Below are 23,078 nucleotides of genomic sequence, written 5' to 3'. Positions count from 1 at the left end.
CACTCGTAGCTCAGCTGGATAGAGTACTCGGCTACGAACCGAGCGGTCACAGGTTCGAATCCTGTCGAGTGCACCATTTAAAGTTGTTTGAAGTGTTGTAAGTAATTACAAGGTTTCCGATAACTGGCTCCAACCAGAGGTGATCTGGTCTAAAAACACCAATGCACTCGTAGCTCAGCTGGATAGAGTACTCGGCTACGAACCGAGCGGTCACAGGTTCGAATCCTGTCGAGTGCACCATACAAACGAAAAGCCCACATCGAAAGATGTGGGCTTTTTGCTTTCTAGCGTTTTCCTTTAACGCATCCGTTCTCGTCAAATGTCACCTTATTGCTGCGGCCTTTTTTCTGGTTGTACACGTAATGCAATTCTCCGTTGCGGTTAGTGACTTTGTCGGGGCGTCCCAGCAGGCTCTCGACATCACGCTGCGTCATACCGGGAGGGGTGCGCTGGTTGATGATCGCAGCCCGGCGCTGATCGGCGCTCAAGCGGTTTCCACAGCCATCATCGCGTGTGCCGACCACGACCAGTGTCTGATCTGCCGGTTTTCCACGCGCGGTTTGCGCAGTGTTGGCGGGCGGCAGTACATCGATACGGGTTCCCGGTGGTGCGTTGAAGGCTCTCTGCAGGCGGGTACTGTGTCCATCCGGGCAGCCGAGGGTGGTAAACATAATCTTTCCGGATGCATCCTCGCAGCGATGAACGTTGCTGGCGGTTGCAGCGGCAGGAAGGCAGAGCAGGGCGCTCCACAGCAGCAGATGATTTTCAGGTCGCATGCTCAAGGTCCTCCGTGACAGGTGTCGGCAAAGGCTAACTGCGGTCTTTGAAAGGGGCGAGCGTGTTTTATTGGCTGAATGTGACGTCGAACCCTGGCTGGCTTACGGAGTTGTGCAGGTTTGCGCTGCAAACGGTTGTTATGAGCTGAATTTTCTCGCGTGCGCTTCGCTCAAAGCGGTGTATCATTGCGCCCGTCAGCTCCGCCGGGGCTTGTGGAACACCTCCATGGACATACCCAGTCGTTACTCGATAATGTTTTTCAACAATCATGAATTAACTGATTGATCTCCCGGCGTGCTCCGCTGCTGGGAGTGGAGTTCGCCTATGACCGAAAGAGAAGTAAAAAAAACGCAGGAAAGCTTGCAGGATCGCCTGGCTCAGGTTGTCGATCTGCTGCAGCGCCAGCGTATTGTTGAAGACCTGACCCACCGTCAGGAAGGTCAGCATCAGGACCGTGTAGAAAACCTGGTTCACCGGCAGAACCTCGTCGAGTTGCAACGCAAGCTCGAAGACCTTCACTCTGCCGACGTCGCCTATATCCTTGAAGCCTTGCCCCTGGAAGACCGCCTGACCGTCTGGCAGTTGGTCAAGGCCGAGCGCGACGGCGACATTCTTCTTGAAGTATCCGATTCCGTTCGTGAAACCCTGATCGCCGACATGGACGATCATGAGTTGCTCGCGGCGGCACGGGACATGGACGCCGACGAACTGGCCGACCTTGCTCCCGAGTTGCCCCGCGACGTCGTTCACGAGCTCATGGAAACACTGGATTCACAGCAGCGTGAGCGCGTGCGGTCGGCCTTGTCCTATGACGAGGATCAGGTCGGTGCGCTGATGGACTTCGAGATGGTGACGATCCGTGAGGATGTCAGCCTTGAAGTCGTGCTGCGCTACCTGCGCAGGCTCAAAGAACTGCCTGGTCACACCGACAAACTGTTCGTAGTCGATTCCGAGGGTGTGCTCAAGGGCGTGCTGCCGATCAAGCGTCTGCTGGTCAATGATCCGGAGAAGCAGGTTGGCGAAGTCATGGCCAACGATCCGGTCAGCTTTCACCCTGAAGACGATGCCTACGATGCGGCACAGGCGTTTGAGCGTTACGACCTTATCTCCACGCCGGTCGTGGACAAGAACGGCAAGCTGATCGGCCGTCTGACCATCGATGAAATGGTCGACCTGATCCGTGAGGAAAGCGAGAGCGAAGTCCTCAACATGGCGGGTCTGCGTGAAGAAGAAGACATCTTCGCGTCGGTATGGCGTTCGCTGCGCAACCGCTGGTCCTGGCTGGCAGTCAACCTGGTAACCGCGTTTCTGGCCTCGCGTGTGATCGGCCTGTTCGAAGGCTCCATCGAGAAGTTGGTGGCGCTCGCTGCGCTGATGCCTATCGTGGCCGGGATTGGCGGCAACTCCGGTAACCAGACCATCACCATGATCGTCCGCGCGATGGCGCTGGATCAGGTCAATACCGGTAATACGGCGCGATTGCTGCGCAAGGAGCTGGCTGTCGGCTTGATCAATGGTCTGATCTGGGGGGGTGTGATCGGCGTGGTCGCCTACTTCCTGTATGACAGCTGGTCGCTGGGTGTGGTCATGACCGCAGCCATGACGCTCAACCTGTTGCTGGCAGCGCTGATGGGTGTTTCCATTCCTATGGCACTTGCACGTTTGGGGCGAGATCCCGCGATGGGGGCGAGCGTCATGATTACGGCGATGACCGACAGCGGCGGCTTCTTCATCTTTCTAGGGCTGGCGACGATCTTTCTGCTCTAAGGCTCGCGACGGCTAGAGTCTATTGAAATAAAAAAACCGCCATGATCAGGCGGTTTTTTTATGCTTCCGCCAAGTCTCAGGTCGCTGTGTAACGCAATAAGCCGACGACTAATAAAGAAAAAGGCTACAACGAAAAAGGCCAGCTTTCGCTGGCCTTTGTCTGTTACGTCAAATCAGGACTCTTCGGAAGCAAGTTCCGTGTCATGAGCAATCAGCGAAACAAGAGCGTTCTGTTGACGATGTGAAAGCTGACGAAAGCGCTGCAGCAGCTCGCGTTCGTGCAAGGACAGCTCAGGACTATCGAGGCGCAGGCTTGGTTCATCACCAAGAGCACCTTCCTGAATCAGGCTTTGTTCGAGACGAGCGATGATTTCCGAGTTCATGCTGCGGTGATGATTCTTGGCTACCTCTTGCACGCGATTACGCATGCCGTCTGGTAGGCGAACGACGAACTTGTCAGCCGTGCGGCTGGAATAAGTAGCCTGTTTCATAGGGCTCATATATTTAACCGGTTAGTTCAGGGGAAGCGGTTCTAGCAAGTGGCCGCAAGATTGTCACAGTCAGACAATCATTTTGGCCAAATGTTCAACCGGGGTTCCAAGGGGTCGACATCATGCCGTATTACGTCGAATCCTTGGCGTCAATTCTGTGACAAATATTGACTCAGGTAGCGGCGTATTGCCAGCACCAATTATCAGAAATGCGAGCGAATTTGCAAACTCATCACATTTGTCCCCGGATAAAAGGGCACGCCATTGAGCTTTTTTGCTGTCATGGCCATTTGACTCTGAGTATGCGTCTAAATTCAGCGTGACCGAGGTTAGCCGACAAAGGGTTGGCTGCGGTGCAGGAAGGTTCTTTCGGAGGAGGGGAGATTCTGGATGCGAACGGTCAGACGACCGGGCAAATTACCGCAGGTAGCTTCGCTGTCAGCGAAGCACCGGGTCGAATTTGAAGCGGCGACCCACGAACAACGCAACCACGAAGAGACTGGCGAACACGCCTGCGGCGATGTTTGCAGCGATACTCATGGCCTGTGCATTAACAGGAAGCAAAAGGTCGGCGACGACAGCCATGATCGCCAGGACCAGAAATGACAACGCGGATTTTGACATGGCTACTCTCTCTTGGAAGGGTCGTTGCGGGCGTTATCAGAAAACCCAGCGCTGTTCAGCGCGTGGAAACTGAAGTGACTCATCATCGTCATTGGCCAGCACCGCTGCGCTCGCAACGCGTTCGGTCATGATTGCCAGCTTTGGCGCTTGACTGATCTGGTGGTGGACAGGAGCAGGCGTGATGGCCTGAGCGTCCTTGATACCAGAATCCTGGAAATGAAATGCTACCAGAGCCACCAGAGCTGCCGCATTCAACACTGAGAGAGTCTTGTTCATTTTCCAGTACCTGTGCCCGACCGTTTGGGATGAGATGTGTTCCACAGATATCAATAATGCAGTCTGCATGCCAATCAGAAAATGATAAAAAGTCCTTTAAAATCAATCACTTATTAAATTAAAAAAAGTGCTCTACAGTGCGTTTTGCAATGATGGCTTTTTGGGGGATTGCAAATTGCATGATCGGTTTATCAGGCCGTGTTTTCAGGCGACATCGGCTACAGGGTCGAAGGACAATGACGACATGACAAAAGCGCCACATGCCGCTAAGATGCACGCCGTCCTCGCTGGCACCGATCGGTGTGTCGGCACGCAGTGTCTCAGTAGCTCAATTGGATAGAGCATCCCCCTCCTAAGGGGAAGGTTGCAGGTTCGAACCCCGCCTGGGACACCATACATACATGCCACCAACCTTTGCTGAACGAGCTGCCTCTTTGAGCCTCTGCTCAGCATGCATAGCCGTATGTCGTCCAATACCAGTGATAGTCTAAAAGTGAGAGAGCCTCGGCTCGCTCTTCGATAAGCAAGCGTTCAGGATCACGAGTCACTTGGTAGGCTCTTCCTGGTACACGTGGAATTTCAGTCAATGATGGTTCCTTAGGCGCGGGCAGGCTTACCCTTGTCCGAGGATACACCCTAGCCACTAGCACAGAACGAATCACGTAACGGGAGTAAGGGCGTCTGTCTAATCCATTTCCAGCATGTATCGACAATGACCGCATAGCGCATCCGAATGGATTTCCTCAATGTCTTTCGTCATCAAGTGGAGCGCCGCATTGCCTACACTCAGGAGCTTTCGGGCCTTCACCACCCTAGGTGGCTGCAATGTAAAGGTCAGAGAAATATTTTCCAGTAAGCATTGAGCTAACCACATCACCAAATTGCGATGTAGCTTCGCATCGGGTGCACTGAAACGCAGTTAGTGAAAGTGTTTCGACGTCGCCGAAGGATTTCATCAGCTTGGCCCTGCATTCTGGGCAGCTCAGATGCTCTGTTGCGCTTGCAAGAATATCCGATGGCCAAGATACATGGGGCTGCCATCGAAGCGCTGGAATCGTAACTACATCACCGCGCTTAAAATTCTGGAGTTAGACCTTTCAATCCCAAGCCAAAGGCTCAAGCATCGGCGGTTATTGAGCTGCCATTTGGCAAGCAAACCATCACGGTGAAATGGCCCGCTTCCGATCCCGAGGGCTGCGCTCAGTTTGTCCGTGGATTTGCCCTATGATCCGCATCGACAGCATCTGGCTCGCCACCGACCCCATGGATATGCGTGCTGGCACCGAGACCGCTCTGGCCAGGGTGATTGCGGTGTTCGGTGCGGCGAAGCCGCACTGTGCTTATCTGTTCGCCAATCGCCGTGCTACCCGCATGACGGGAGCAAACTCGCAAGCTGCATCGTCGAATATCTTTGTTGAAATCCAGCATTCCCGGCGCAAGTTCTTCGAATTGCACGCTACTAACAAGAGTCAGCTCGCCGAGCAGGCCCTGCGTTTACGAAATCGAGAGAGAAGTCCGCGATCTGGCGCTGGATTTACGGTGCCGAATACGGCAATAAAAAGCCGTACCGGTGATGGATATGCTGCATGCCTGGATGATCGCCCAGAGTGATCTTATGCCCGAAGGTTCTGCTATCAGCAGAGCACTCGATTACAGCCTTAAACGCTGGGCAGCGCTGTCGCGCTACCTCGCTGACGGGGCTGTACCCATTGACAACAACTGGGCCGAGAACCAGATCCGGCCGTGGGCTCTTGGACGCACGAACTGGATCTTTGCAGGATCCTCGCGCTGTGGTAAACGCGCGTCGGCGTTGATGAGTATGATCCAGTTGGCCAAACTCAACGGGCATGACCCATATGCTTACTTGAAATACTTTCTGGCGCGACTGCCAACGCTGCGTGCGAGTGAGATCCCCGAGTTGTTGCCGCATAACTGGATGCCGTTACGCAACCCGGATCCCCGTTCGTTTAGCTAACGCGAGGTGTTTTCCTCACCGCTTACTGTGACCCTATCAGCGATTGATGGCGAAGTGCCTGGTTTTTGAGGATTTCAAGTTTGCTGCGCACCTGCCGCTATTCTTTTCAAGGAAATGACGTTCCTAACTCCATTTGACCTCCTAATGAGTAATCTCTATGTCTTGGTTGATAAGTCTGAAGCTGAAGTCCAAGCTACTAACTGCATTTGGTCTATGCGCGTTGATCACTGTTGTTGTGGCAGCGCTGGGGCAGTCCGGCATCGCCACGCTGTATGGCCAACTGCAAGATACTGTGACTAACAACCTGGTCTCGATCCAGAAAACCGACGCAATCAAGGCAAACGTGATTTCCACCAACCGTGATTTCTTCAAGGCCATTGTGCTAACGGCTGCGAACGCGAGCCCTGACGAGGTCAACGCCGTTATGCAGTCGTATCGCGATAATCAGTCTGAGGCTCAAGCTGCATTCAAAATTTACCGCGCCACCCCGCTAGAGGCAGACGAACGGGCTGCGGGCGACGATTTCGAACGTGACTGGCCAGCCTACATTTCTGCGGTGGACTCGGGTTTTGCCGCGCTCAAAAGTGGCGATATTACCCAAGCTAGAAGGCTAGCTACCAGCAGCGTGACACCGGCCTACCTCAAAGTCATTGCTGAGATCAAGATCATAATCGAGTCCAACACTCGACAGGCTTTTGATGTCGCGAAAGCAGGCGAAAGCACTAACAACCAGGTGACCTTGGTGCTTATCGTGGGCTGTATAATCGCCATGTTGTGTGCTGGCTTACTTGGAATGATCGTCACTCGCATGATCACCCGACCGATTTACCTATCGGTAGAAGGCGCAGACCGCGTCGCTCAAGGTGATTTGACGCAAGCCATAGAGGTTCGGGGCACCGATGAAACTGGACAGCTGTTACAGTCTCTTTCCGTTATGCAAAGTAATCTTAAAGGCACCGTTCAGCACATTGCCGACGCCTCGAACCAACTGGCTTCCGCAGCCGAAGAATTGACTGCGGTAACAGAAGACAGCACGCGTGGATTGGTGCGACAAAACGACGAAATCCAACAAGCGGCTACTGCGGTTAACGAGATGACGGCTGCCGTGGAAGAAGTGGCGCGCAACGCAGCCAGCACCTCTCAAATCTCCAGCCAGACTGCTGAAGACGCATTGAAGGGGCAGAAGCAGGTACAGCAGGCCGTGACTGCTATCAATACTGTGGCAGAGGAAATTACTGATTCCACGCAACTGGTCGAGGCATTGGCCGGACAGATCCACGACATTACCAAGGTATTGGAGGTCATCCGTGGTATTGCTGAGCAGACCAACCTGCTTGCGCTTAATGCTGCGATTGAGGCGGCACGTGCCGGCGAGCAAGGCCGTGGTTTTGCTGTAGTGGCCGACGAAGTACGTGCTTTGGCGCACCGTACTCAAACATCCACTGGCGAGATCGAGGCTATGATCAGCAGGGTTCGTGGCGGTGCTGACGATGCAGTGCAGGCCATGGGAAAAAGCCAAAACCTTGTTCGTAGCACTCAATTACTTGCCACTGAAGCCGGCCAGGCACTAGAGCGGATCAGTAACGGCGTTAGCCAGATCAATGAGCAAAACCTGGTGATAGCAAGCGCAGCAGAGGAGCAGGCTCAAGTAGCGCGCGAGGTGGATCGCAACTTGGTTAACATTCAGGATCTATCTACCCAAACTGCGGCGGGTGCCAACCAAACCAGCGCTTCTAGTCACGAGCTATCTCAGTTAGCCATTTCGTTTAATAAATTGGTAGGGCAATTCCGATTGTAGGTTGACACAATAAAAATTGTGTATTGTGTCCGCTTAAACGTGGACACAATTTTCATTCATGAATGTGTGAGTTCCCGAGGTGTGTTCGCCATCCGCTTACAGTGATCTTGCCTTGGAAAATAAAATTCCCTTCAGCATCTGTCACATCCGCCTTGTGATTACGGAACACCATGTCGTGCAGAATTTCAGGCTTCAGGTTCAGCGCCATGAGCTCTGTACGCCGCTCAGGCCGCAGCAGCTCGAGCAGCGCTACGAATTTGTCCTGCATGCCTTGGTGTGGGGTGGCACTCAGCAGCAGCATGTGTTGGGTATGAGTGCGAAGATTCTTCGCTAAATCGTACCGCTCTGAGCTATCCAGCTTTAGCCCGTACTGACGGCGACTCAGTCGATGAGCCTCATCAAAAATAACCAGATCCCAAGGTTCAGCCTGAAGCAGGCTTTCCAAGTGATCTGCTTGCTTCAGTCGATCCATCGAACCGATCACGCAGTCGTACATCTTCCACTCGCGGGGCTCATCGATGAAGAAGTCCTCTCCATAAATCCTGAACTCATCAAGCTGAAATTTATCGTAAAGCTCCTCCTTCCATTGTTTGGTCAAGCCCGCAGGCGTGATGAGGAGAATACGCTTAGCCAGATCGCGCTGCCGCAAGGCATGCAACAGCATCCCGGTTTCAATCGTTTTTCCTAGCCCCACATCATCCGCGATCAACCAACTGAAGTTGCAAGATGCAAGGATACGGTGCACCAGATGTATCTGGTGCGGCAAAGGATCAATTCCGAGGTGTGAAAGGGCCCCAGTATTCTCGTTCCACACCTTGATGGCGTAGGCCAGCATTCGCAGCCGCATGCGCTCTGCATCACGCGCTTCGCCTTTCTGAGCAGTGCAAAAGCGATGCTTAACGCCCTTCACTTGTCTCAAATACTGATAGGGAAGCCAATGGCGTTCACCGCGCTCAGGAAAATCAACCAACACCTGTTCGCTGCCCGCGAGAATCCGCTGTTGCATTACTACGCCCTGCCCCAGCGAGCGAACCCCGGTGGATGGATTTTCATCCACCACATCCATGCCGTTTTTAAAACCCGAGCGCACGGCTGATGCATCTACATAGGCCAACCTCCTTTCTGGAGTAAACCAATGGCGATCCTGATATTAAGGGTAATTGCGTCCGCTTAAATTACGCGGACACAATCGACCTTAATGCCGGGGTTCGGAAGGTGTGTTCGCCGGCCCCTTACAGATCACTAGCGCTTTACAGGTGCCAAGCAGCCGAGAATCCATAGACTTCGATAAAACGCTTCAGGCTTATCTCCGCAAAGGGTATGACGCCGGCGAATCGCTAGGTCGTACTGGCAATGCCATTGGGTTCGTGATGACGGTTTATCGAAAGCTTGCTGCATCCAGTGCGGCTGCCATTCATCGAGCCCTATGCAACCGGCTACAAAGACTTTTAGACGATCACGCGACCATCGCTATCGAAGATGAGATAAGCGACGAGCGTTATCTAGGTGAGTGGGAAGAGCAAGTCGCCACCGATGCTCGCGAGTTCTTTGCTGGCGAGGTTCAACTGCTCCAGGATCTTATTGCCGAGGCCGCCTTGCTGAAGGCAAACGATCTAAAACTTAAACTGTTCGTAGAGGATATCATCGGCAAAATCAACGCTGGAAATCCTAACGAGAAGGTGCTGATTTTCACCGAATATCGCACGACCCAGAGCTACCTAAGAGATGCTCTTGCTGATCGCTACGGAATTGACCGAGTTGATCTCATCAACGGCTCGATGCAGCACGCTGACCGGCGACAAGCCATCAAGCGTTTTGAGGAGCAGGGCCGCTTCTTGATCTCAACTGAAGCAGGCGGGGAGGGTATTAACCTCCAGAGCAAGTGCCATGTCATGGTTAACTATGATTTGCCATGGAACCCTATGCGCCTGGTTCAGCGGATCGGTCGTTTGTATCGCTATGGGCAAAAAAAGAAAGTAGTCGTGTTCAACATCCAGCAATCCGATAGCTTGGATCAGAATATCGTCGACTTGATGTATGAGCGCATCGATAGTGTGGTGGCCGACCTGGCCGGGGTTCAAAAGCATGAATTCAATGATGGCCTGAAAGACGAAATCCTTGGTCAGCTTGCCGAGTTGATTGATGTCGAAAGCATTCTCCAAGAGGCCACGAAGCTCGGTATTGATCGCACACGTGAGCGGATTGATGAAGCCTTAAATCAGGCGCATTCTGCCGCCGCCAAGCAGCGGGAATTGTTCGTCCATGCTGCTTCCAGCGACCCACGCGAATTGCGTGATGAGCTAGAAATCACTACTGATCACCTCTACAGCTTTGTTTTGGGCATGTTCGATCAATTAGGCATCGAAGTCGCAGAGCGAAGCCATAAAGAAAGGCTGCTGCGGATTCGCTTTTCTGACCAAGTGATGCGTGAGATGGGTTTTTCGCGGAAAGCTCCTCAGCGTATGGACGTAACCCTTGATCGTACTTTGGCTGCAAACCGGCCCGGCACTCATATGCTCGATCTCAATTCCAAGCTGATGCAATACCTGCTGGGCAAAGCCTGCGAATATGACTTTGGCGGTTTGGCTGCGACAATTAAGGCTCCTGAGCTTGGCGATGGAGCGATGCTTGGGGCGATGTTACGGTGGCAGGGCCCGCAGGGCAAACGCATGCGCCAAGAGTTTGTGGCTATCCAGATTAACGATGGTAGAGCCACGATGAACCCTCTCACAGCAACTCAGTGGCTACTCACTCCCGCTGAAAGCAGTACCCACAACCATGGCGTCCATGCTTTTGAACTTGCGCAGCTCTGACTTCGATGCGGAAAAGCCGTCGACCTGCTGAATGTCACAGTTCCAGTGCTGGATCTCTCTAACTGTACCCAAGCTAAGAAGATCCTCTCGGACTAGGCTGGTCGAGCCGTAGTTTTGATAGGAGCCAGGAGAGCGCGTCCATCCATTGAGCCTCCGTCGGTACATCCGGCTGGTTTCGTATCCCAAGTCGCCGAAGTCGTTCCAACGCACCACTTCGCCTGCGCTTATACCCTTTTCATGCTCGACCAAGTGCCTGTTCAGGCCGACGTCTGCACGAAGCAAGTTTATCAGGGTCGCCGGCTGGCCGAAGTCCTCCAGTAAAGAGTCGCGGAGAAAATTGATTGCTTTCTTAAGCATTGGCGCTTCCTATATGTCTACCCCGGCGCGATGCACGAGATGCCTCAGAACAGAATGCAGCACTGCGATATGGAAGGCTAACCGAAACATAGCTGCAAATTCCGTATAAGGTTGCTACGACCTAGAGCACGAAAGGCTTGTTTAGGCGGCATGATCAAATCTCTGTGTAAGCAGGCGGGGAACGCAGAGCAGTTTTCGGAAAGCCGCCTAGCTGCTCCTGCCGTGGTATGGCTTTAGGCCGTAGACGATTTATACCTGACTCGCAGGCCTTTATCTGCACTGCAAGGTGGTTGATCCCTAGCGAAAGCCATTTTTCAACCAAGCCTTATATAGCTCTCGGGCAGAAACAATCTGGTCTCGAATCTCTTCAGGGTCAAAGCTGTTGGTGAGCGATGCTCAGTCATTTCCACGCATCTCAACTATATCAATTTTGTCACATGCTGACATTTCTGAAATCCTCAGTTTCAACCATGCTATGTCGGCTTGGATCTGGTTTCCTTCAAGCATTGAGCTGCGAGTCGGCACTAGAAGGAGTACTTGCTTACCTTCAGTAGCGCACTAGGATGCGCTACTGATATTTTTAAAAAAATCTAAAATAATCAATAGCATATGTGTTTAATGCGATCGACTATAAGCTAGTCACCACAGATAATGGTTCGAACCCCGCTGGGACACCACACAAACAAGCATCACTGACTCTCTTCCGCCGCCGCCTCCTTCCCAGCCCCCTCATTAATCAACACCATGCTCTGCGGTGCAGACAGCGCTACACCCAATTCCCTCAGACGCCCCAAGACCGTAAACAACAGATCACTCCGTGCGCCACCCACCGAGCGTGGGCTGTTCACGTAGCCGCTGGCGCTGATGATCAAACCGGTATTGGTCAGGTCCTTGAAGGTGACTGAAGGCGCTGGTGCGTCGAGTATCGCTTCATGCTCGGTGAAGGCCTGCAGCAGCAGTTCACGTATTTGCAGAACATCTGTTTCCAGGGGCAGGGTTAGGGTGATTCCGACCACGCCCAGCGCATTGCCCATGGTCACGTTGCGGACGTTCTGCGTGATGAACTGCGAGTTCGGCACGATCACTGTTGAACGGTCGCCCATCTGGATTTCGGTCGCGCGGACGTTGATCCGGCGAATATCGCCTTCGACCCCAGCCAGGCTCACCCAGTCGCCGACTTTGACCGGACGCTCGGTCAGCAGAATCAGGCCGGAGATGAAGTTCTGCACAATGGCTTGCAGGCCGAAACCTATCCCCACCGACAGCGCACTGACCACCCAGGTCAGATTGGTGAGGCTGATATTGAGCGTGGACATCACCACGGCTACCACCAGCACAAAGCCGATGTAACCGATCAGGGTCACCAGCGAGGCCTGCATGCCTGCGTCCATGTTGGTTTCGGGCAGCAGGCGTTCTCCAAACCACTCCTTGAGTACACGCACACTCAGCAGGCCGACGACCAGGCAGACCAATGCCACCAGAATGTCGCTGGGGACAATGTTCAGGTTGCCCATGGATTTGGACGTGACATCCAGCTGAGTAAAGCTGGCGAGCAGGTCGCCCGGGCTCGACCCTGAAGGCATGAACGCCAGCAGTACAGCGGTGAGCAGAAGCAAGGTGCGGCCTATGCCGGCCAGTACGGTACTTGCCTGCGCCTGATGGCGAGTGGACAAGCCCAGCGCTGAGCCCAGCGCCAGGCCGCCAGGTTGTTTGGGTGACAGGAGGGTTTCGCAGATGTCACCGAAGCAGGCGATCAGCAGGTATGCAGTGGACGCCACCACGCTGATCCAGAGCAGTTTCACTGCCAGAAAGTAAGCCAGCGTCAGGTAGCCGCTCAACAACGCCAGCAAACTCAGGCCGACCCACACCGCAACGATAAACGGAATCAGCCCGGCGAAGCCTGCCGGGCGCTCTAGTTCAAAGCGGCGGCGGGTACGGCGGTAGCGCAACAGGGCGTAGAAGAACACCAGCGAAACCGCCAGTGCCGTCAGGCCATTGACCGCAACGGTCAGTGCCAGGCTGCTGGCAATCACACTGTTGATTCGTTCCTGGGTGCCGATGACCATCAGTGCCAGTGCCAGGGCAGGGGGGAAGCGGCCCAGTGCGGTGGCAATCTGGTCAGGAATTTGCGGCAGGCGCCACGAGGCATGTGCCAGCATCAACAGCGCGCGGCCCAGACCGACGATGAAGGCGCAGAAGGTAATCAGCGTCTGCACCTGATCGAGCAGATTGACCACGTCGTTGCTGAGCACCGCGTTGTGGACGATTCCCCAGCGCAGCAAGGAAGTGGCAATGGTGATGGTGAGAATGGTCGACAGCCCGACCGCCAGGGCCAGGGCGCTGCGGCGCAGGCGGCCTTCGGGCAGCCAGCGAATCATCGCCCAGATCAGCAGGCGCTCCAGCAGGCGCCGGACAACCACCCAGATGAACAACGCGCCCAGCACCACGCTGATGAATTGCACACGGTTGTCCGGTGCCATCGCGTTGTTGAGTACTTGGCGCACGTCCACCAGAAGCCTGTTCAGGCGTCCCAGGTCGTCATCGGTCGGGCGAATCAGCGTGGACCAGAATGCCGAACTGAGCGGGCTCGCCGTGCGCGTGCTGATCTGTGAATCGAAAAGGCTGCGGCGCAGGTTGAATATCTGCGTAGCCAGATCCCGGGCTGACTGGCTCAGCTCATTGGTCTGACGTTCATCATTGACCAGCGCGTTTTTCTGCGCGGTCAACGTCTTGCGCTGACTGGTCAGGCTTTGCGCTTCGTCCGGTTGCACCGGCCCGAGAATGTTGAGCTGATCATTCAGGTGTTCGATATCGACAGCCTGCTGAGCAATCAGATTGTCGGCTTGTTTCTGGACCTGCAAAGCCGCCTGGCGCAGGCTTGAAAGCAGGTCGTCGTTAGCGCTGACCGTCACTTTCTGACGGATCTGATCGAGCTGTTGGCTCAGATCATCCAGGCTCGGGGCATCCACGGCAGGGGTCGCGCTGCTGGCGCTATCGGCCTGGGGGGCGGGAGCATTCTGGGCCAGGGCCGGCAAGGTCACGCAGAGCAAAAGCAAGGCGAGCAACCCGGTACGAAAACGGTTCAGCGAAGCGTGCTGCATTCTTTTTCCTTCTTTCTCTGCGCTATGCGGCCAGGCGAGGCCTGTGGTTCGAGCCCGAGTTTTGTATGGTTTTGAGCGGCATTCACTGGCCGCCCGAGATCGGCGCACAGGATATCAAGGCGCTCACGTTTGAGCGCTGTCAATGCGGGCCAACCCATGCCTGAAGGCTGCATTTTCAGCAGAATCTTCTCCGATTGCCAGGCTTGCTGATCAGCCGAGTGGATACTACTGGCCTAACAAGTGTTAGGTAAACGTTGACTCAGAACAAAAGTACCGCTACGGTGTGGCTACCTAACGATAGTTAGGTAGGTGTTTTACCCTACCTCACAGGCCTGACCATGACCTCTAAATTGCGACTTTTCACCTCTCTTTCGGCTTTTCCGAATCCTCAACGCCTGCGTTTGTTCATCCACGAAAAAGGCATTGCCGATCAGTTCGAAGAAACCATTTATGACATGACGCCGGGTGGAGAGCAGCGTGGCTGGCGTCATCTGAACATGAACCCGTGGGGTGAAACACCGACCCTGGAACTGGCAGACGGCAGCTTCATATCCGAGACGGCCGCTATCGCTCGCTATCTGGATCAGTCTTATCCGGGCCGCAAGATCATGGGCGAGGGCGCTCTGGAGCAGGGCCTCGATAGCATGTGGGACAACCGCATCTGGGTGCATATCCTCTATCGGATCGTTACGGCCTTTCACGTGCTGCACACCGGACTCGGTTTCAAGCTTGAACTGACCAAGAACGAAGCATGGGGCGAGCACTGCCGCAAAGAAGCGCTGAGCCACGCGGCATTGGTCAATCGTCATTTGTCCGATGGTCGCGAATGGCTGCTGGGCGGCGATGCGCCAACGTTCGCGGACATCACGCTTGCAACTGCTATTGCCTTCTCCAAGTTTCCGGTCAACGCCACGCCACTGGATGAGCGTTTCGAGTTTCTGGACCTGTACTGGCAGCGCTGGCAGAAACGTCCGGCTTTTCAGGCGGCCTATGCTGATCGCAGCAGCGGTATTCCCGAGCTGGACTCGCCGGCCGAGTGATTGAGCTGTTTTTACGCTCACCTTATCGCCGGGAACGTCATGCGGGATGTTCCCGGCGATAGCCGTTTCAGCTTGTAAGAAACCGACGATGGCCGTTCAGCAGCGTATGGCTGCTGCCATGCGCCACACCGTCTTTCTACCTAACAAAAGGCAGGTTTTTGAATTAGCATGTGCCGGTCTCCAGAAACGCGTCCGAAGTACAAGGCACTACGATGACCATCAACGCCCGTGAGGCGATCCTGCTTGCTGCGAGAAATATCGCCCAGTCCCAGGGCTACAACGGCCTGAACTTTCGCGATCTGGCCGCCCAGGTCGGAATCAAGCCGGCCAGTATTTACTACCACTTCCCCAGCAAGGCTGATCTGGGTGTCGCTGTTGCCAGGCGATACTGGCAGGACGGTGCCGCTGCACTTGAGACGATCGCCGAAGAAACCCCCGATCCCAGCGAAGCATTACAGCGCTTTCCGGAGATCTTCCGGCGCTCGCTGGAGGTTGAAAACCGCCTTTGCCTGGGCACTTTCGTCGGCGCTGAAACCGACAACCTGCCGCCGGAGATGACTGAAGAAATGCAGCTATTCGCCCAGGTCAACATTGCCTGGCTGAGCAAGCTTCTGGTGGCAGCGAACATTTGCCCGCCTGCGGACAGCGAGGTGCGGGCGCAGGCCATTTTTTCCGCTGTGGCGGGCGCTCAACTGGTTGCCAGAAGCAGGTCGGACATTTCCCTTTTTGACACGTTGATCGACACCTATCGCGCCTGCGGGCCATTGCCGAGCCAAGTCAGTATGGAAAGGCGCTGATACGTCCAGACTATGGCATCTATACCGGCAAGCGAAACTGCTTGCGCAAGCTTTTATCGAACGCTCCGGCAGGCGCGAAGCGCCGTAGCAGGCTGATTTGTCGGGCGGCCTTGCCGGCGGTGTATCGATGCCGTGGGCGAACATCGCTCGCCGCTTTCAGTACCACCGCTGCGACAACCTCGGGCAGGTCGGCTGTCGGCATCACATCGGCGAGCAACGCACGGACACCCGCTCGCGCCTGATCATACTCCGGCAACCGTGAGTCCGGCTCGATGCCGTTTTGATCGAAGACGGTGCGTACGAATGCCGGCTCAATGACCGAAACCCGGACGTTGAAGGCGCGAATTTCGTGATCGAGCGATTCCGAATAGCCTTCCAGAGCATGTTTGACCGCCGAATAATGAGCCGAGTAGGGCGCGGGTATCAGCCCCAGAACCGATCCGATATTGATAATGCGTCCCCGACCTTGTTGGCGCATCGACGGCAGTACTGCGCTGGTCATGCGCATGACGCCAAACAGATTGACGTCGAACAGTGCCTGCACTTGCGGGATCGAGAACTCCTCGGCCCCGCCCAGCATACCGATGCCGGCATTGTTGACGAGCAGGTCGATACGCCCGGTTTTCGCAAGCACGGTGGCAACGAGCGCGCGGACAGAGTCGTCATTCGTGACATCGCAGGTCAGCATGGAGACCTTTGCATAACTGTCACCAATTTTGCGGCTTGTGCCAAACACGGTATACCCCGCGCGCGCCAGCGCCTCTGCGGTGGCACGACCGATGCCCGATGAGGCACCCGTGACGATGGCGGTTCTTTCGGAAGAGGTGTCCATTTGATACTCCAATGCTCGACAGATGCGGGCCTGAATGGTGGCTGAGTGGACGTTGAATAAACGCTTACTTGATCTTCACGACGACCTTGCCTTTGGCACGGCCCTGGCCCAGGTATTCAAGCCCTTCGCTGGCCTGTTCAAACGCAAAGACCCTGTCAATCACCGGTGTTATGTGGCCACTTTCGAGCAGCCTGGCGATGTCGCCAAGTTGAGCGCCATCCGCGCGAACAAACAGAAACGAGTACGACACATTCTTCTTCCTCGCCAGGCGCGTGATTCTGCGGCTCATCAACCCGAATACGAAGGTGAAGAAGACATTCATCCGCCGAGCCCTGGCGAATGCCTTATCCAGCGGGCCGACCAGGGATACGATCCTGCCGCCGGGCTTGAGGATGCCGACAGCTCTTTCAAGGTCGTCTCCCCGGGTGGTGCCGAGCACCAGGTCAACGTCGTGCAGCACTTGTTCAAATGCCTGCTCTTTGTAATTCACGACTTCATCTGCGCCCAGGCTGCGAACCAGCTCCATATTCCCCGCGCTGGTGGTCGTGGCCACTTTGGCGCCCAGGTGTTTGGCCAGCTGGATGGCGAAGGTGCCGATACCTCCAGACCCGGCCGGTATGAACACCTTCTGGCCCGCTTTAAGAGGGGCGCGTTCCTTGAATGCCTGCCACGACGTAAGCGCGACCATCGGGATGGAGGCGGCCTGAACAAAGTCCAGATTGGCGGGTTTCAATGCGGCAGCGTGCTCCGGTACGGCGGCGAACTGGGCGATGGCGCCCCCACGCAGTTCGAACAGGCTCGCGAATACTGCGTCGCCTGCCTTGAAACGAGTGACTGCGCTGCCTACTTGAATGACCATGCCTGCCAGATCGCTGCCCATGGTGGCCGGTAGTTGCAACTTCACTACAGGCTTGAAGACCCCCGTAGTGATGATGTTGTCGATCGGGTTCAACCCGGCCGCGTGAACTTCCACCAACAGTTCGTCAGGTTTGATGGCCGGTATGGGGACGTGGGTAATCGCAATCTCAGGCGACTTGCCGTACTTTTCGAATGTCAGTGCTTTCATGACGCTCTGATTCCAGTGTCGTCGAACAAGGGTGTGGATCTGCCGCGGCTTGACCCGCCTCAGGCTTGCGGGCGATAGCGCTCGGCCGCCTGAGCCTGTCGAATGTCCGACAACAGCCCTTGCCGCGCCTCATCCAGCGAGTCCCAACGACCCGCTACATGCAGCGGCGGAATGGTCACCTGTTCGCGGCGGTCGTAGCCCACCAGTGCCGCATCAACCAGTTCGTCGACGTCCATCACCTCTGCAATCGTGTTCAGATCGATCCCCGCACGCTCCCAGATTTCGGTGCGCGTGGCCGCCGGAAGCACCGCCTGGACGTAGACGCCGTTGGGCGCCAATTCCACGTTCATTCCCTGGGAAAGGAACAGCACGTAGGCCTTGGTCGCACCGTAGACCGACATGCCGAACTCTGGCGCAAAGCCCACCACCGAACCGAGGTTAACGATCGAGCCCGAGCCGGACTGCGCGAAACGTGGGGCCACGGCGGCCGCAAGGCGTGTCAGGGCGACGATATTGAGGGCGACAAGCTTGTCGATGGACTCGGCGTTCTGTTGCGCGAACCCTCCGGATTGAGCAATGCCCGCGTTGTTGATCAGCACACCGATGCTGGCGTCCTCACGCAGGCGGGTTTCCAGAGCTGTGAGGTCGGCAGCTTGAGTCAAATCGGCCTGAATGACTTCAACGGCAACGCCGTTTTCTTCACGAAGGCGTGCTGCCAGATCATCAAGACGTGCCTTGTCACGAGCGACCACTACGAGATTGTGACCGCGACGGGCAAATCGTTCGGCATATACCGCGCCGATGCCGCTGGAAGCACCGGTAATGAGAACAGTGGATGGCGTTGTCATGGAGGATGTACTCGTAAACTGCGTGGAGGAGATGGCAGTTATGATTACGATCAAAATCTAAAATGTCAACGTATTGATGTTGATCGACATCAAAAATAGGCCGTGCTGATCCTGCTCGGGTTTCGGAAGGGGACGTGGGGAACATCATGGGAAGACGTGCGGGCAAATTGCATGCACACCGCCAAAACCGCTTCTGCGCAAGCGCAGTCACGACGGCGGTTGTGTATCGATCTGATGGAGGTCAGTGCGTCTGTTTTCAGTCTGACGGCATAAGCACGGCGCATGTCATCAATTGCAGTACCGACTCGGCAGAGGGAATAGGGGGGGTATTCGTCTTTCTGTCGATGGTCAGGGAAGCGTAGCCATGCGCGGTGCTCCAGGCGAGGAAGGTGCGCTGTTCAAGCAGTTCCGGGTCGGGCTCGCTACCGTATTTTGTTATCCAGGCGTTGCGTATCGACTGGCGGAGGACTTGCAGCGCACGTTCACCCGATTCGAGAAGCCTGGGCAACGTGCGGTTTACACCCGCGCCAAACATCAACCGGAAGTGCTCCGGGTAACTTTTGGCGAAACTTACATAACCAATGCCGCAACCCAGGAGGGTGTCGTCAAGTTCCTGTTGCACGGCAACGATGACGTCGGCCATGCGCTCATACCCATCGGCCACCACCTCCGCCAGCAGATTTTCCAGAGAGCCGAAATGGTGGGCGGGGGCGGCATGAGAGACATTCGCCCTTCTGGCGCACTCGCGCAGTGACATGCCGCGGACTCCCGCTTCCCCCACGATATCCCAGGCGGCCTGACGCAGGACGGCGGGCAGATTGCCGTGGTGGTAGGTCCGTGGGGCGTCTGAAGTCGACATGTAAGGCTCCCTATCATGAAACAAAAGTTATATTCCCATCGGTTCAGCTATCTTGTCAGTGACAAGATAGGCTGTTCTAATGGCGCCAGATCATCTGACGGGCGTGGGGAATAGCGATGAGCGACATCATCAACAGGCTTCGACTATTGACGCTGCGCGGCATGTTCACGCTGAGCAGCCGTATTCTACCGGGCATCACTGGAAGATACCTCGCTCAACGTTTTGTGACTCCTCAGGCGTCCGGACGTGCCAAGGCTGCCGAAATCCTGAGTACAGCGACGGATGTGCAAACCGGTAGCCTTGAACTGGACGGCATCAGAATTGCCACCTATGTTTGGGGCGATCCCTCCAGCCAGCCGTATGTGTTGCTGGCCCACGGCTGGTCAAGTTACGCGATGCGTTTTATCGGATGGGTGCCGTTACTGCGCTCGATGGGCTACGCCGTAGTGGGGTTCGATCAGCCCGCGCACGGGTTGAGCGCAGGCAATATCAGCCACATGACCCAGTTCGTGGCTGTGCAGCAGCACGTGGGACGCCATTTCGGAAAACCTGCGGCGGTGATAGCGCATTCATTGGGCGCTTCATCGATTGTTTTCGCTCAGGAACAGTCGTGGTGCCCTGATCGTTTTATCCTGATTGCGCCGTTCCTGGCACCTACGGACAGCGTACTTCAACTATTCGATTCGGTCGGTGTTGCCCACACAGTATTCAAACCTTTCGAGGGCGTCCTGCACTCGCTGACCGGTCGCCGCTTTGCAGACTACGACGCCAGTTCGCGACTGCCGCTGCTTGATCGTCCCGCCCTGATCATTCATGACCGCCGTGACCGTGAAACACCGTGGGAAAAGGGCGCTCGTTTTGCAGAACTATGGCCGGGGGCGCGTCTGTTTACCACTGAAGGGCTTGGTCACAATCGGCTGATTGATCACCCTTCGGTGATTACGGAAGCGATGAACTTTCTGAAACCGGATCATCGTTAACGGCATCCGCAACGGATGGCCTTTCCGACGATTCCACTCTAAAGCGCCTACACGCAGCTTCATGAAATCCGTATGTGCCAGCTGGATCTGGCTCGTTTAATTGCAATATGAATAACGGAAGCCAGATGCGTTTCCGCTCATCACGAGCTGAGCTTCTTTTAAAAGTCCTGACACAGCCGGACAGGCGAGTCAGCGTCTTCAGAAGTGGGAGGCCGCTATGGGTTTTAATAATTTTTCCGATGAATTGGCGGTGCTTGAAATCGTCCGCAGCGCGAACTTCGTCCGCCCTGGAAAGTTGACGTCTGGCCAGATTTATCTCGCGCTGATACGCCTTCAATCAGACGTTCCGGCGGCCGGGGATTTTATGGCAATGATTGATGAGCTGGTCAAAGAGGGTCTGCTGGTTTCAGCCGCTGTGCTGGAGCACGACATCTCGTTTCCCTATGTCCAGCACATTGTTCTTGGTGTTACCGAAACAGGTGCGGCCGTACTGGAAGACCGGAGTTTTCAGGCTGACCTTTTTTACATGTGATCGACGATGCCGTTTCTTGCTTTTGGTGTAGGCGAACTGCCGGATGGGCTGAATGGAGCAGTCGAGCAGAGCAGGCCGCTGCCTGACGCTTTCCGGCAGCGGCCTTGCCACGTCAGATTCGGAAACTGCCCACCAACTGCGTCAATCGAGTGGACTGCTGTTCAAGGTCAGTGCACGCGCGCAGGGTCGCGTTCAGGTTCTCTACGCCTTGCTGGTTCAGCGTATTGATCTCGGTGATGTCCACGTTGATCGCTTCCACGACGGCGGTCTGCTCTTCGGTGGCAGTCGCCACCGACTGGTTCATGCCGTCGATTTCGCCGATACGCTCGGTGACGTTTTCCAGACTTGTCACGGCCTTGTTGGCAATCTCGACCGTTTCAACGCTCTCGCGCTGGCTGTCGTTCATGATCGCCACGGCTTCACGAGCACCGGATTGCAACTGCTCGATCATCTCCTGCACCTGACTCGCTGATTCCTGGGTTCGGTGCGCCAGGCTGCGGACTTCATCGGCAACCACGGCAAAACCTCTGCCGGCCTCACCCGCACGCGCGGCCTCGATGGCCGCATTGAGGGCCAGTAGATTGGTCTGTTGGGAGATGCCGGTAATCACGTCGAGGATCTGGCCGATGTTGGCTGTTTTGGTATTCAGCGTCTCGATCTGCTCGCTTGCGCTGCTGATGCGTTTGGAGAGACGGCTCATGGCCGAGATGTTCTGCCCGACTACGTCCTGCCCGTTAGATGCCAACGTCCGTGCATCGCTGGAGTGCCCCGATGCACGCGCGGCGTTCTGGGCGATCTCCTGTGTTGCGGCGCCCAGTTCATTGATGGCTGCGGCGACGCTGTTGGTGCGGTGGGACTGTTGATCGGAGTTGAGCATCGACGAGTTGGATGCATTCAGTACCCGCTGGGCAACTTCATTGAGCTGCACGGTGGAGGAGGCGACTTCACGCATCGAGTCATGGATTCGCTCTACAAAGAGGTTGAAGCCGTTGCCCAGGTAGCCGAACTCGTCCTGGCTCTCGATAATCAGGCGCTTGGTCAGGTCACCTTCGCCGGCAGCGATATCGTGCATGGCGCGGCCCATCAGGTTCAGTGGCCGCAGCAGGACGCTCAGGAGCATGCCCAGCAGCAGGATGATCAGCACCACAGCAATCACAGTGGCCACGATGGCCGAGTTTCTGAACTCGCCCAGTGCCGCGTAGGCGATGTCTTTATCCATCGCCACGCCGACGTACCAGTTGACCGATGGCAGACCGTCCACGTGAGCGAAGGTAAGGATCTGTGTCTTGCCGGCATATTCGCTTTCACTGAGGTCTTGCGACAGCTTCGGTGTGTTCGTCGGGTAGACTTCGGCCAGCGTCTTCATCACCAGCGAGGTGTCCGGATGAACCAGAATGCGGCCATTCGCATCGACCAGGAACGCGTATCCGTCGCCGTGCAGTCGCAGTGAACTGATCATCTTCACCAGGATTTCCAGGCTCAGGTCGCCGCCAATCACGCCGGCCACGCCAGACTCACCCTTGATCGGTGTGGCAAGGGTCACGATCAGGCCCTTGGTCACCGCGTCCAGATACGGCTCGGTGAGGATGGTTTTGCCGGCGCGAACGGCATCGACATACCACGGCCGGGTTCGTGGGTCGTAATCGGCCGGCATGTCATCAGGCGGCTGGGTGACGAAGGAGCCATCACTTCTGCCTTGGTAAATGCTCATGAAGGTGGCGATCAGCGTGGGTTGGCCGAGCACCCGATTCTGCTCTTGCGCGGACTGAGGCGAAGAGGCGTTTTCCGCCAGGTTCTCTACCAGAAGAATTCGCCCTGAAAGCCAGTTACGGATATTGCCAGCGGTGCTTTCGCCTGTCTGGTTAAGGTTCTCCTTGAGCTGCACGCGCAACGCATTGCGCTGCAGATAATCGTTGTAGAAGGTGAATAGCGTGAATGCGGCGATTACCACGAGGGACGCTGCCAAGAGGATTTTATGGCTGAATTTTAAAGATTTTCTCATGCCGGTATGAGCCTTTAGAGGGGTATTACGCAAGGAGTCATAGGTAGTGGGTAAAGCTGGGGTGGTTATCGGCGGGAATCGATGTTTATGAATGTCATATGTCATATAAATGACAAAGCGCCTGAAGGTTTCATCCTTCAGTT

Annotated in this window: 18 protein-coding genes, 2 tRNA genes and 3 pseudogenes; 11 read left to right on the top strand and 12 right to left on the bottom strand. The window is 55.6% G+C overall.

Annotation, left to right across the window (positions count from 1 at the left end; all coding sequences use genetic code 11):
- Window positions 1–163: 163 nt before the first annotated feature.
- Window positions 164–240: transfer RNA gene (locus ACW55A_RS11775), tRNA-Arg, on the top strand.
- 44 nt (window positions 241–284) lie between these two features.
- Here ACW55A_RS11775 and bamE read toward each other — a convergent pair.
- Window positions 285–776 (bottom strand): outer membrane protein assembly factor BamE domain-containing protein, encoded by a 492-nt coding sequence (gene bamE / locus ACW55A_RS11770; RefSeq protein ID WP_455809767.1) that lies wholly within the window; start codon window positions 774–776, stop codon window positions 285–287.
- Between the two features lie 325 nt (window positions 777–1,101).
- Between bamE and mgtE the strand changes: the two genes are divergently transcribed.
- Window positions 1,102–2,544, top strand: coding sequence for a magnesium transporter (gene mgtE / locus ACW55A_RS11765; RefSeq protein ID WP_003434593.1), 1,443 nt, complete (start codon window positions 1,102–1,104; stop codon window positions 2,542–2,544).
- Window positions 2,545–2,717: 173 nt separating this feature from the next.
- On the opposite strand, the gene ACW55A_RS11760 is transcribed toward mgtE, so the two are convergent.
- The 3 genes from ACW55A_RS11760 to ACW55A_RS11750 form a co-directional block, all read right to left on the bottom strand.
- Complete coding sequence (locus tag ACW55A_RS11760) at window positions 2,718–3,035, bottom strand: Arc family DNA-binding protein (protein WP_003412622.1); 318 nt, start codon at window positions 3,033–3,035, stop codon at window positions 2,718–2,720.
- Window positions 3,036–3,473: 438 nt separating this feature from the next.
- Window positions 3,474–3,659 carry a PA3371 family protein gene (locus ACW55A_RS11755; RefSeq protein WP_003369912.1) on the bottom strand — a complete coding sequence of 62 codons (186 nt, stop codon included), beginning with the start codon at window positions 3,657–3,659 and terminating at the stop codon, window positions 3,474–3,476.
- Window positions 3,660–3,695: 36 nt separating this feature from the next.
- Window positions 3,696–3,935: a hypothetical protein gene (locus ACW55A_RS11750; RefSeq protein ID WP_003369913.1), complete on the bottom strand. Its 240-nt coding sequence runs from the start codon at window positions 3,933–3,935 to the stop codon at window positions 3,696–3,698.
- Window positions 3,936–4,252: 317 nt separating this feature from the next.
- On the opposite strand from ACW55A_RS11750, the gene ACW55A_RS11745 reads away from it, so the two are divergent.
- The 4 genes and pseudogenes from ACW55A_RS11745 (at window position 4,253) to ACW55A_RS11730 (ending at window position 7,708) form a co-directional block, all read left to right on the top strand.
- Window positions 4,253–4,329, top strand: a tRNA-Arg gene (locus ACW55A_RS11745).
- A gap of 776 nt (window positions 4,330–5,105) precedes the next feature.
- A pseudogene (locus ACW55A_RS11740) lies at window positions 5,106–5,297 on the top strand (transposase family protein); the annotation flags it as partial.
- Between the two features lie 63 nt (window positions 5,298–5,360).
- Window positions 5,361–5,910 (top strand): annotated as a pseudogene (locus tag ACW55A_RS11735) (IS66 family transposase); the annotation flags it as partial.
- 157 nt (window positions 5,911–6,067) lie between these two features.
- Window positions 6,068–7,708, top strand: coding sequence for a methyl-accepting chemotaxis protein (locus ACW55A_RS11730; protein WP_416364694.1), 1,641 nt, complete (start codon window positions 6,068–6,070; stop codon window positions 7,706–7,708).
- A 52-nt stretch (window positions 7,709–7,760) separates the two neighbouring features.
- Here the strand turns inward: ACW55A_RS11730 and ACW55A_RS11725 are convergent, their stop codons facing one another.
- Window positions 7,761–8,822: a DEAD/DEAH box helicase gene (locus ACW55A_RS11725; protein ID WP_498811253.1), complete on the bottom strand. Its 1,062-nt coding sequence runs from the start codon at window positions 8,820–8,822 to the stop codon at window positions 7,761–7,763.
- 103 nt (window positions 8,823–8,925) lie between these two features.
- On the opposite strand from ACW55A_RS11725, the gene ACW55A_RS11720 reads away from it, so the two are divergent.
- Window positions 8,926–10,521, top strand: a complete 1,596-nt coding sequence (locus ACW55A_RS11720) for a helicase-related protein (RefSeq protein WP_498811254.1) — start codon at window positions 8,926–8,928, stop codon at window positions 10,519–10,521.
- Here the strand turns inward: ACW55A_RS11720 and ACW55A_RS11715 are convergent.
- Window positions 10,453–10,878 carry a DUF6685 family protein gene (locus tag ACW55A_RS11715; RefSeq protein WP_498811255.1) on the bottom strand — a complete coding sequence of 142 codons (426 nt, stop codon included), beginning with the start codon at window positions 10,876–10,878 and terminating at the stop codon, window positions 10,453–10,455. The two genes, ACW55A_RS11720 and ACW55A_RS11715, sit on opposite strands and share 69 nt — an antisense overlap.
- 689 nt (window positions 10,879–11,567) lie before the next feature.
- A complete protein-coding gene (locus tag ACW55A_RS11710) occupies window positions 11,568–13,979 on the bottom strand; it encodes a DUF3772 domain-containing protein (RefSeq protein ID WP_054080884.1) in 2,412 nt (803 codons plus the stop codon).
- Window positions 13,980–14,317: 338 nt separating this feature from the next.
- Between ACW55A_RS11710 and ACW55A_RS11705 the strand changes: the two genes are divergently transcribed.
- Together ACW55A_RS11705 and ACW55A_RS11700 are read left to right on the top strand one after the other, a co-directional pair.
- Entirely contained in the window at window positions 14,318–15,019 is a 702-nt protein-coding gene (locus tag ACW55A_RS11705) for a glutathione S-transferase family protein (protein WP_498811256.1), read from the top strand.
- 212 nt (window positions 15,020–15,231) lie between these two features.
- Window positions 15,232–15,816 carry a TetR/AcrR family transcriptional regulator gene (locus ACW55A_RS11700; RefSeq protein ID WP_065349418.1) on the top strand — a complete coding sequence of 195 codons (585 nt, stop codon included), beginning with the start codon at window positions 15,232–15,234 and terminating at the stop codon, window positions 15,814–15,816.
- A 19-nt stretch (window positions 15,817–15,835) separates the two neighbouring features.
- Here the strand turns inward: ACW55A_RS11700 and ACW55A_RS11695 are convergent, their stop codons facing one another.
- From ACW55A_RS11695 to ACW55A_RS11680, 4 genes are all read right to left on the bottom strand, one after another.
- On the bottom strand, window positions 15,836–16,648 hold the full coding sequence (locus ACW55A_RS11695; protein WP_455808223.1) for an oxidoreductase: 813 nt from the start codon (window positions 16,646–16,648) through the stop codon (window positions 15,836–15,838).
- Between the two features lie 64 nt (window positions 16,649–16,712).
- On the bottom strand, window positions 16,713–17,714 hold the full coding sequence (locus tag ACW55A_RS11690; protein ID WP_455808222.1) for an NADP-dependent oxidoreductase: 1,002 nt from the start codon (window positions 17,712–17,714) through the stop codon (window positions 16,713–16,715).
- Window positions 17,715–17,773: 59 nt separating this feature from the next.
- Window positions 17,774–18,562 carry an SDR family NAD(P)-dependent oxidoreductase gene (locus ACW55A_RS11685; protein ID WP_003369923.1) on the bottom strand — a complete coding sequence of 263 codons (789 nt, stop codon included), beginning with the start codon at window positions 18,560–18,562 and terminating at the stop codon, window positions 17,774–17,776.
- A 256-nt stretch (window positions 18,563–18,818) separates the two neighbouring features.
- A complete protein-coding gene (locus ACW55A_RS11680; RefSeq protein WP_003434607.1) occupies window positions 18,819–19,421 on the bottom strand; it encodes a TetR/AcrR family transcriptional regulator in 603 nt (200 codons plus the stop codon).
- Window positions 19,422–19,537: 116 nt separating this feature from the next.
- Here ACW55A_RS11680 and ACW55A_RS11675 point away from each other — a divergent pair, with 116 nt between their 5' ends.
- Window positions 19,538–20,401 (top strand): alpha/beta hydrolase, encoded by an 864-nt coding sequence (locus tag ACW55A_RS11675; protein WP_003434608.1) that lies wholly within the window; start codon window positions 19,538–19,540, stop codon window positions 20,399–20,401.
- Window positions 20,402–20,618: 217 nt separating this feature from the next.
- Window positions 20,619–20,933 (top strand): hypothetical protein, encoded by a 315-nt coding sequence (locus tag ACW55A_RS11670; protein WP_032699219.1) that lies wholly within the window; start codon window positions 20,619–20,621, stop codon window positions 20,931–20,933.
- 112 nt (window positions 20,934–21,045) lie between these two features.
- Here ACW55A_RS11670 and ACW55A_RS11665 read toward each other — a convergent pair.
- Window positions 21,046–22,821, bottom strand: a pseudogene (locus ACW55A_RS11665) (methyl-accepting chemotaxis protein); the annotation flags it as partial.
- Window positions 22,822–23,078 lie beyond the last annotated feature (257 nt).

The sequence above is a fragment of the Plantibacter cousiniae (nom. nud.) genome (assembly GCF_977070315.1).
Note: the sequence above shows the minus strand (reverse complement) of the source record. Positions and strands in the feature narration are given on the sequence as shown.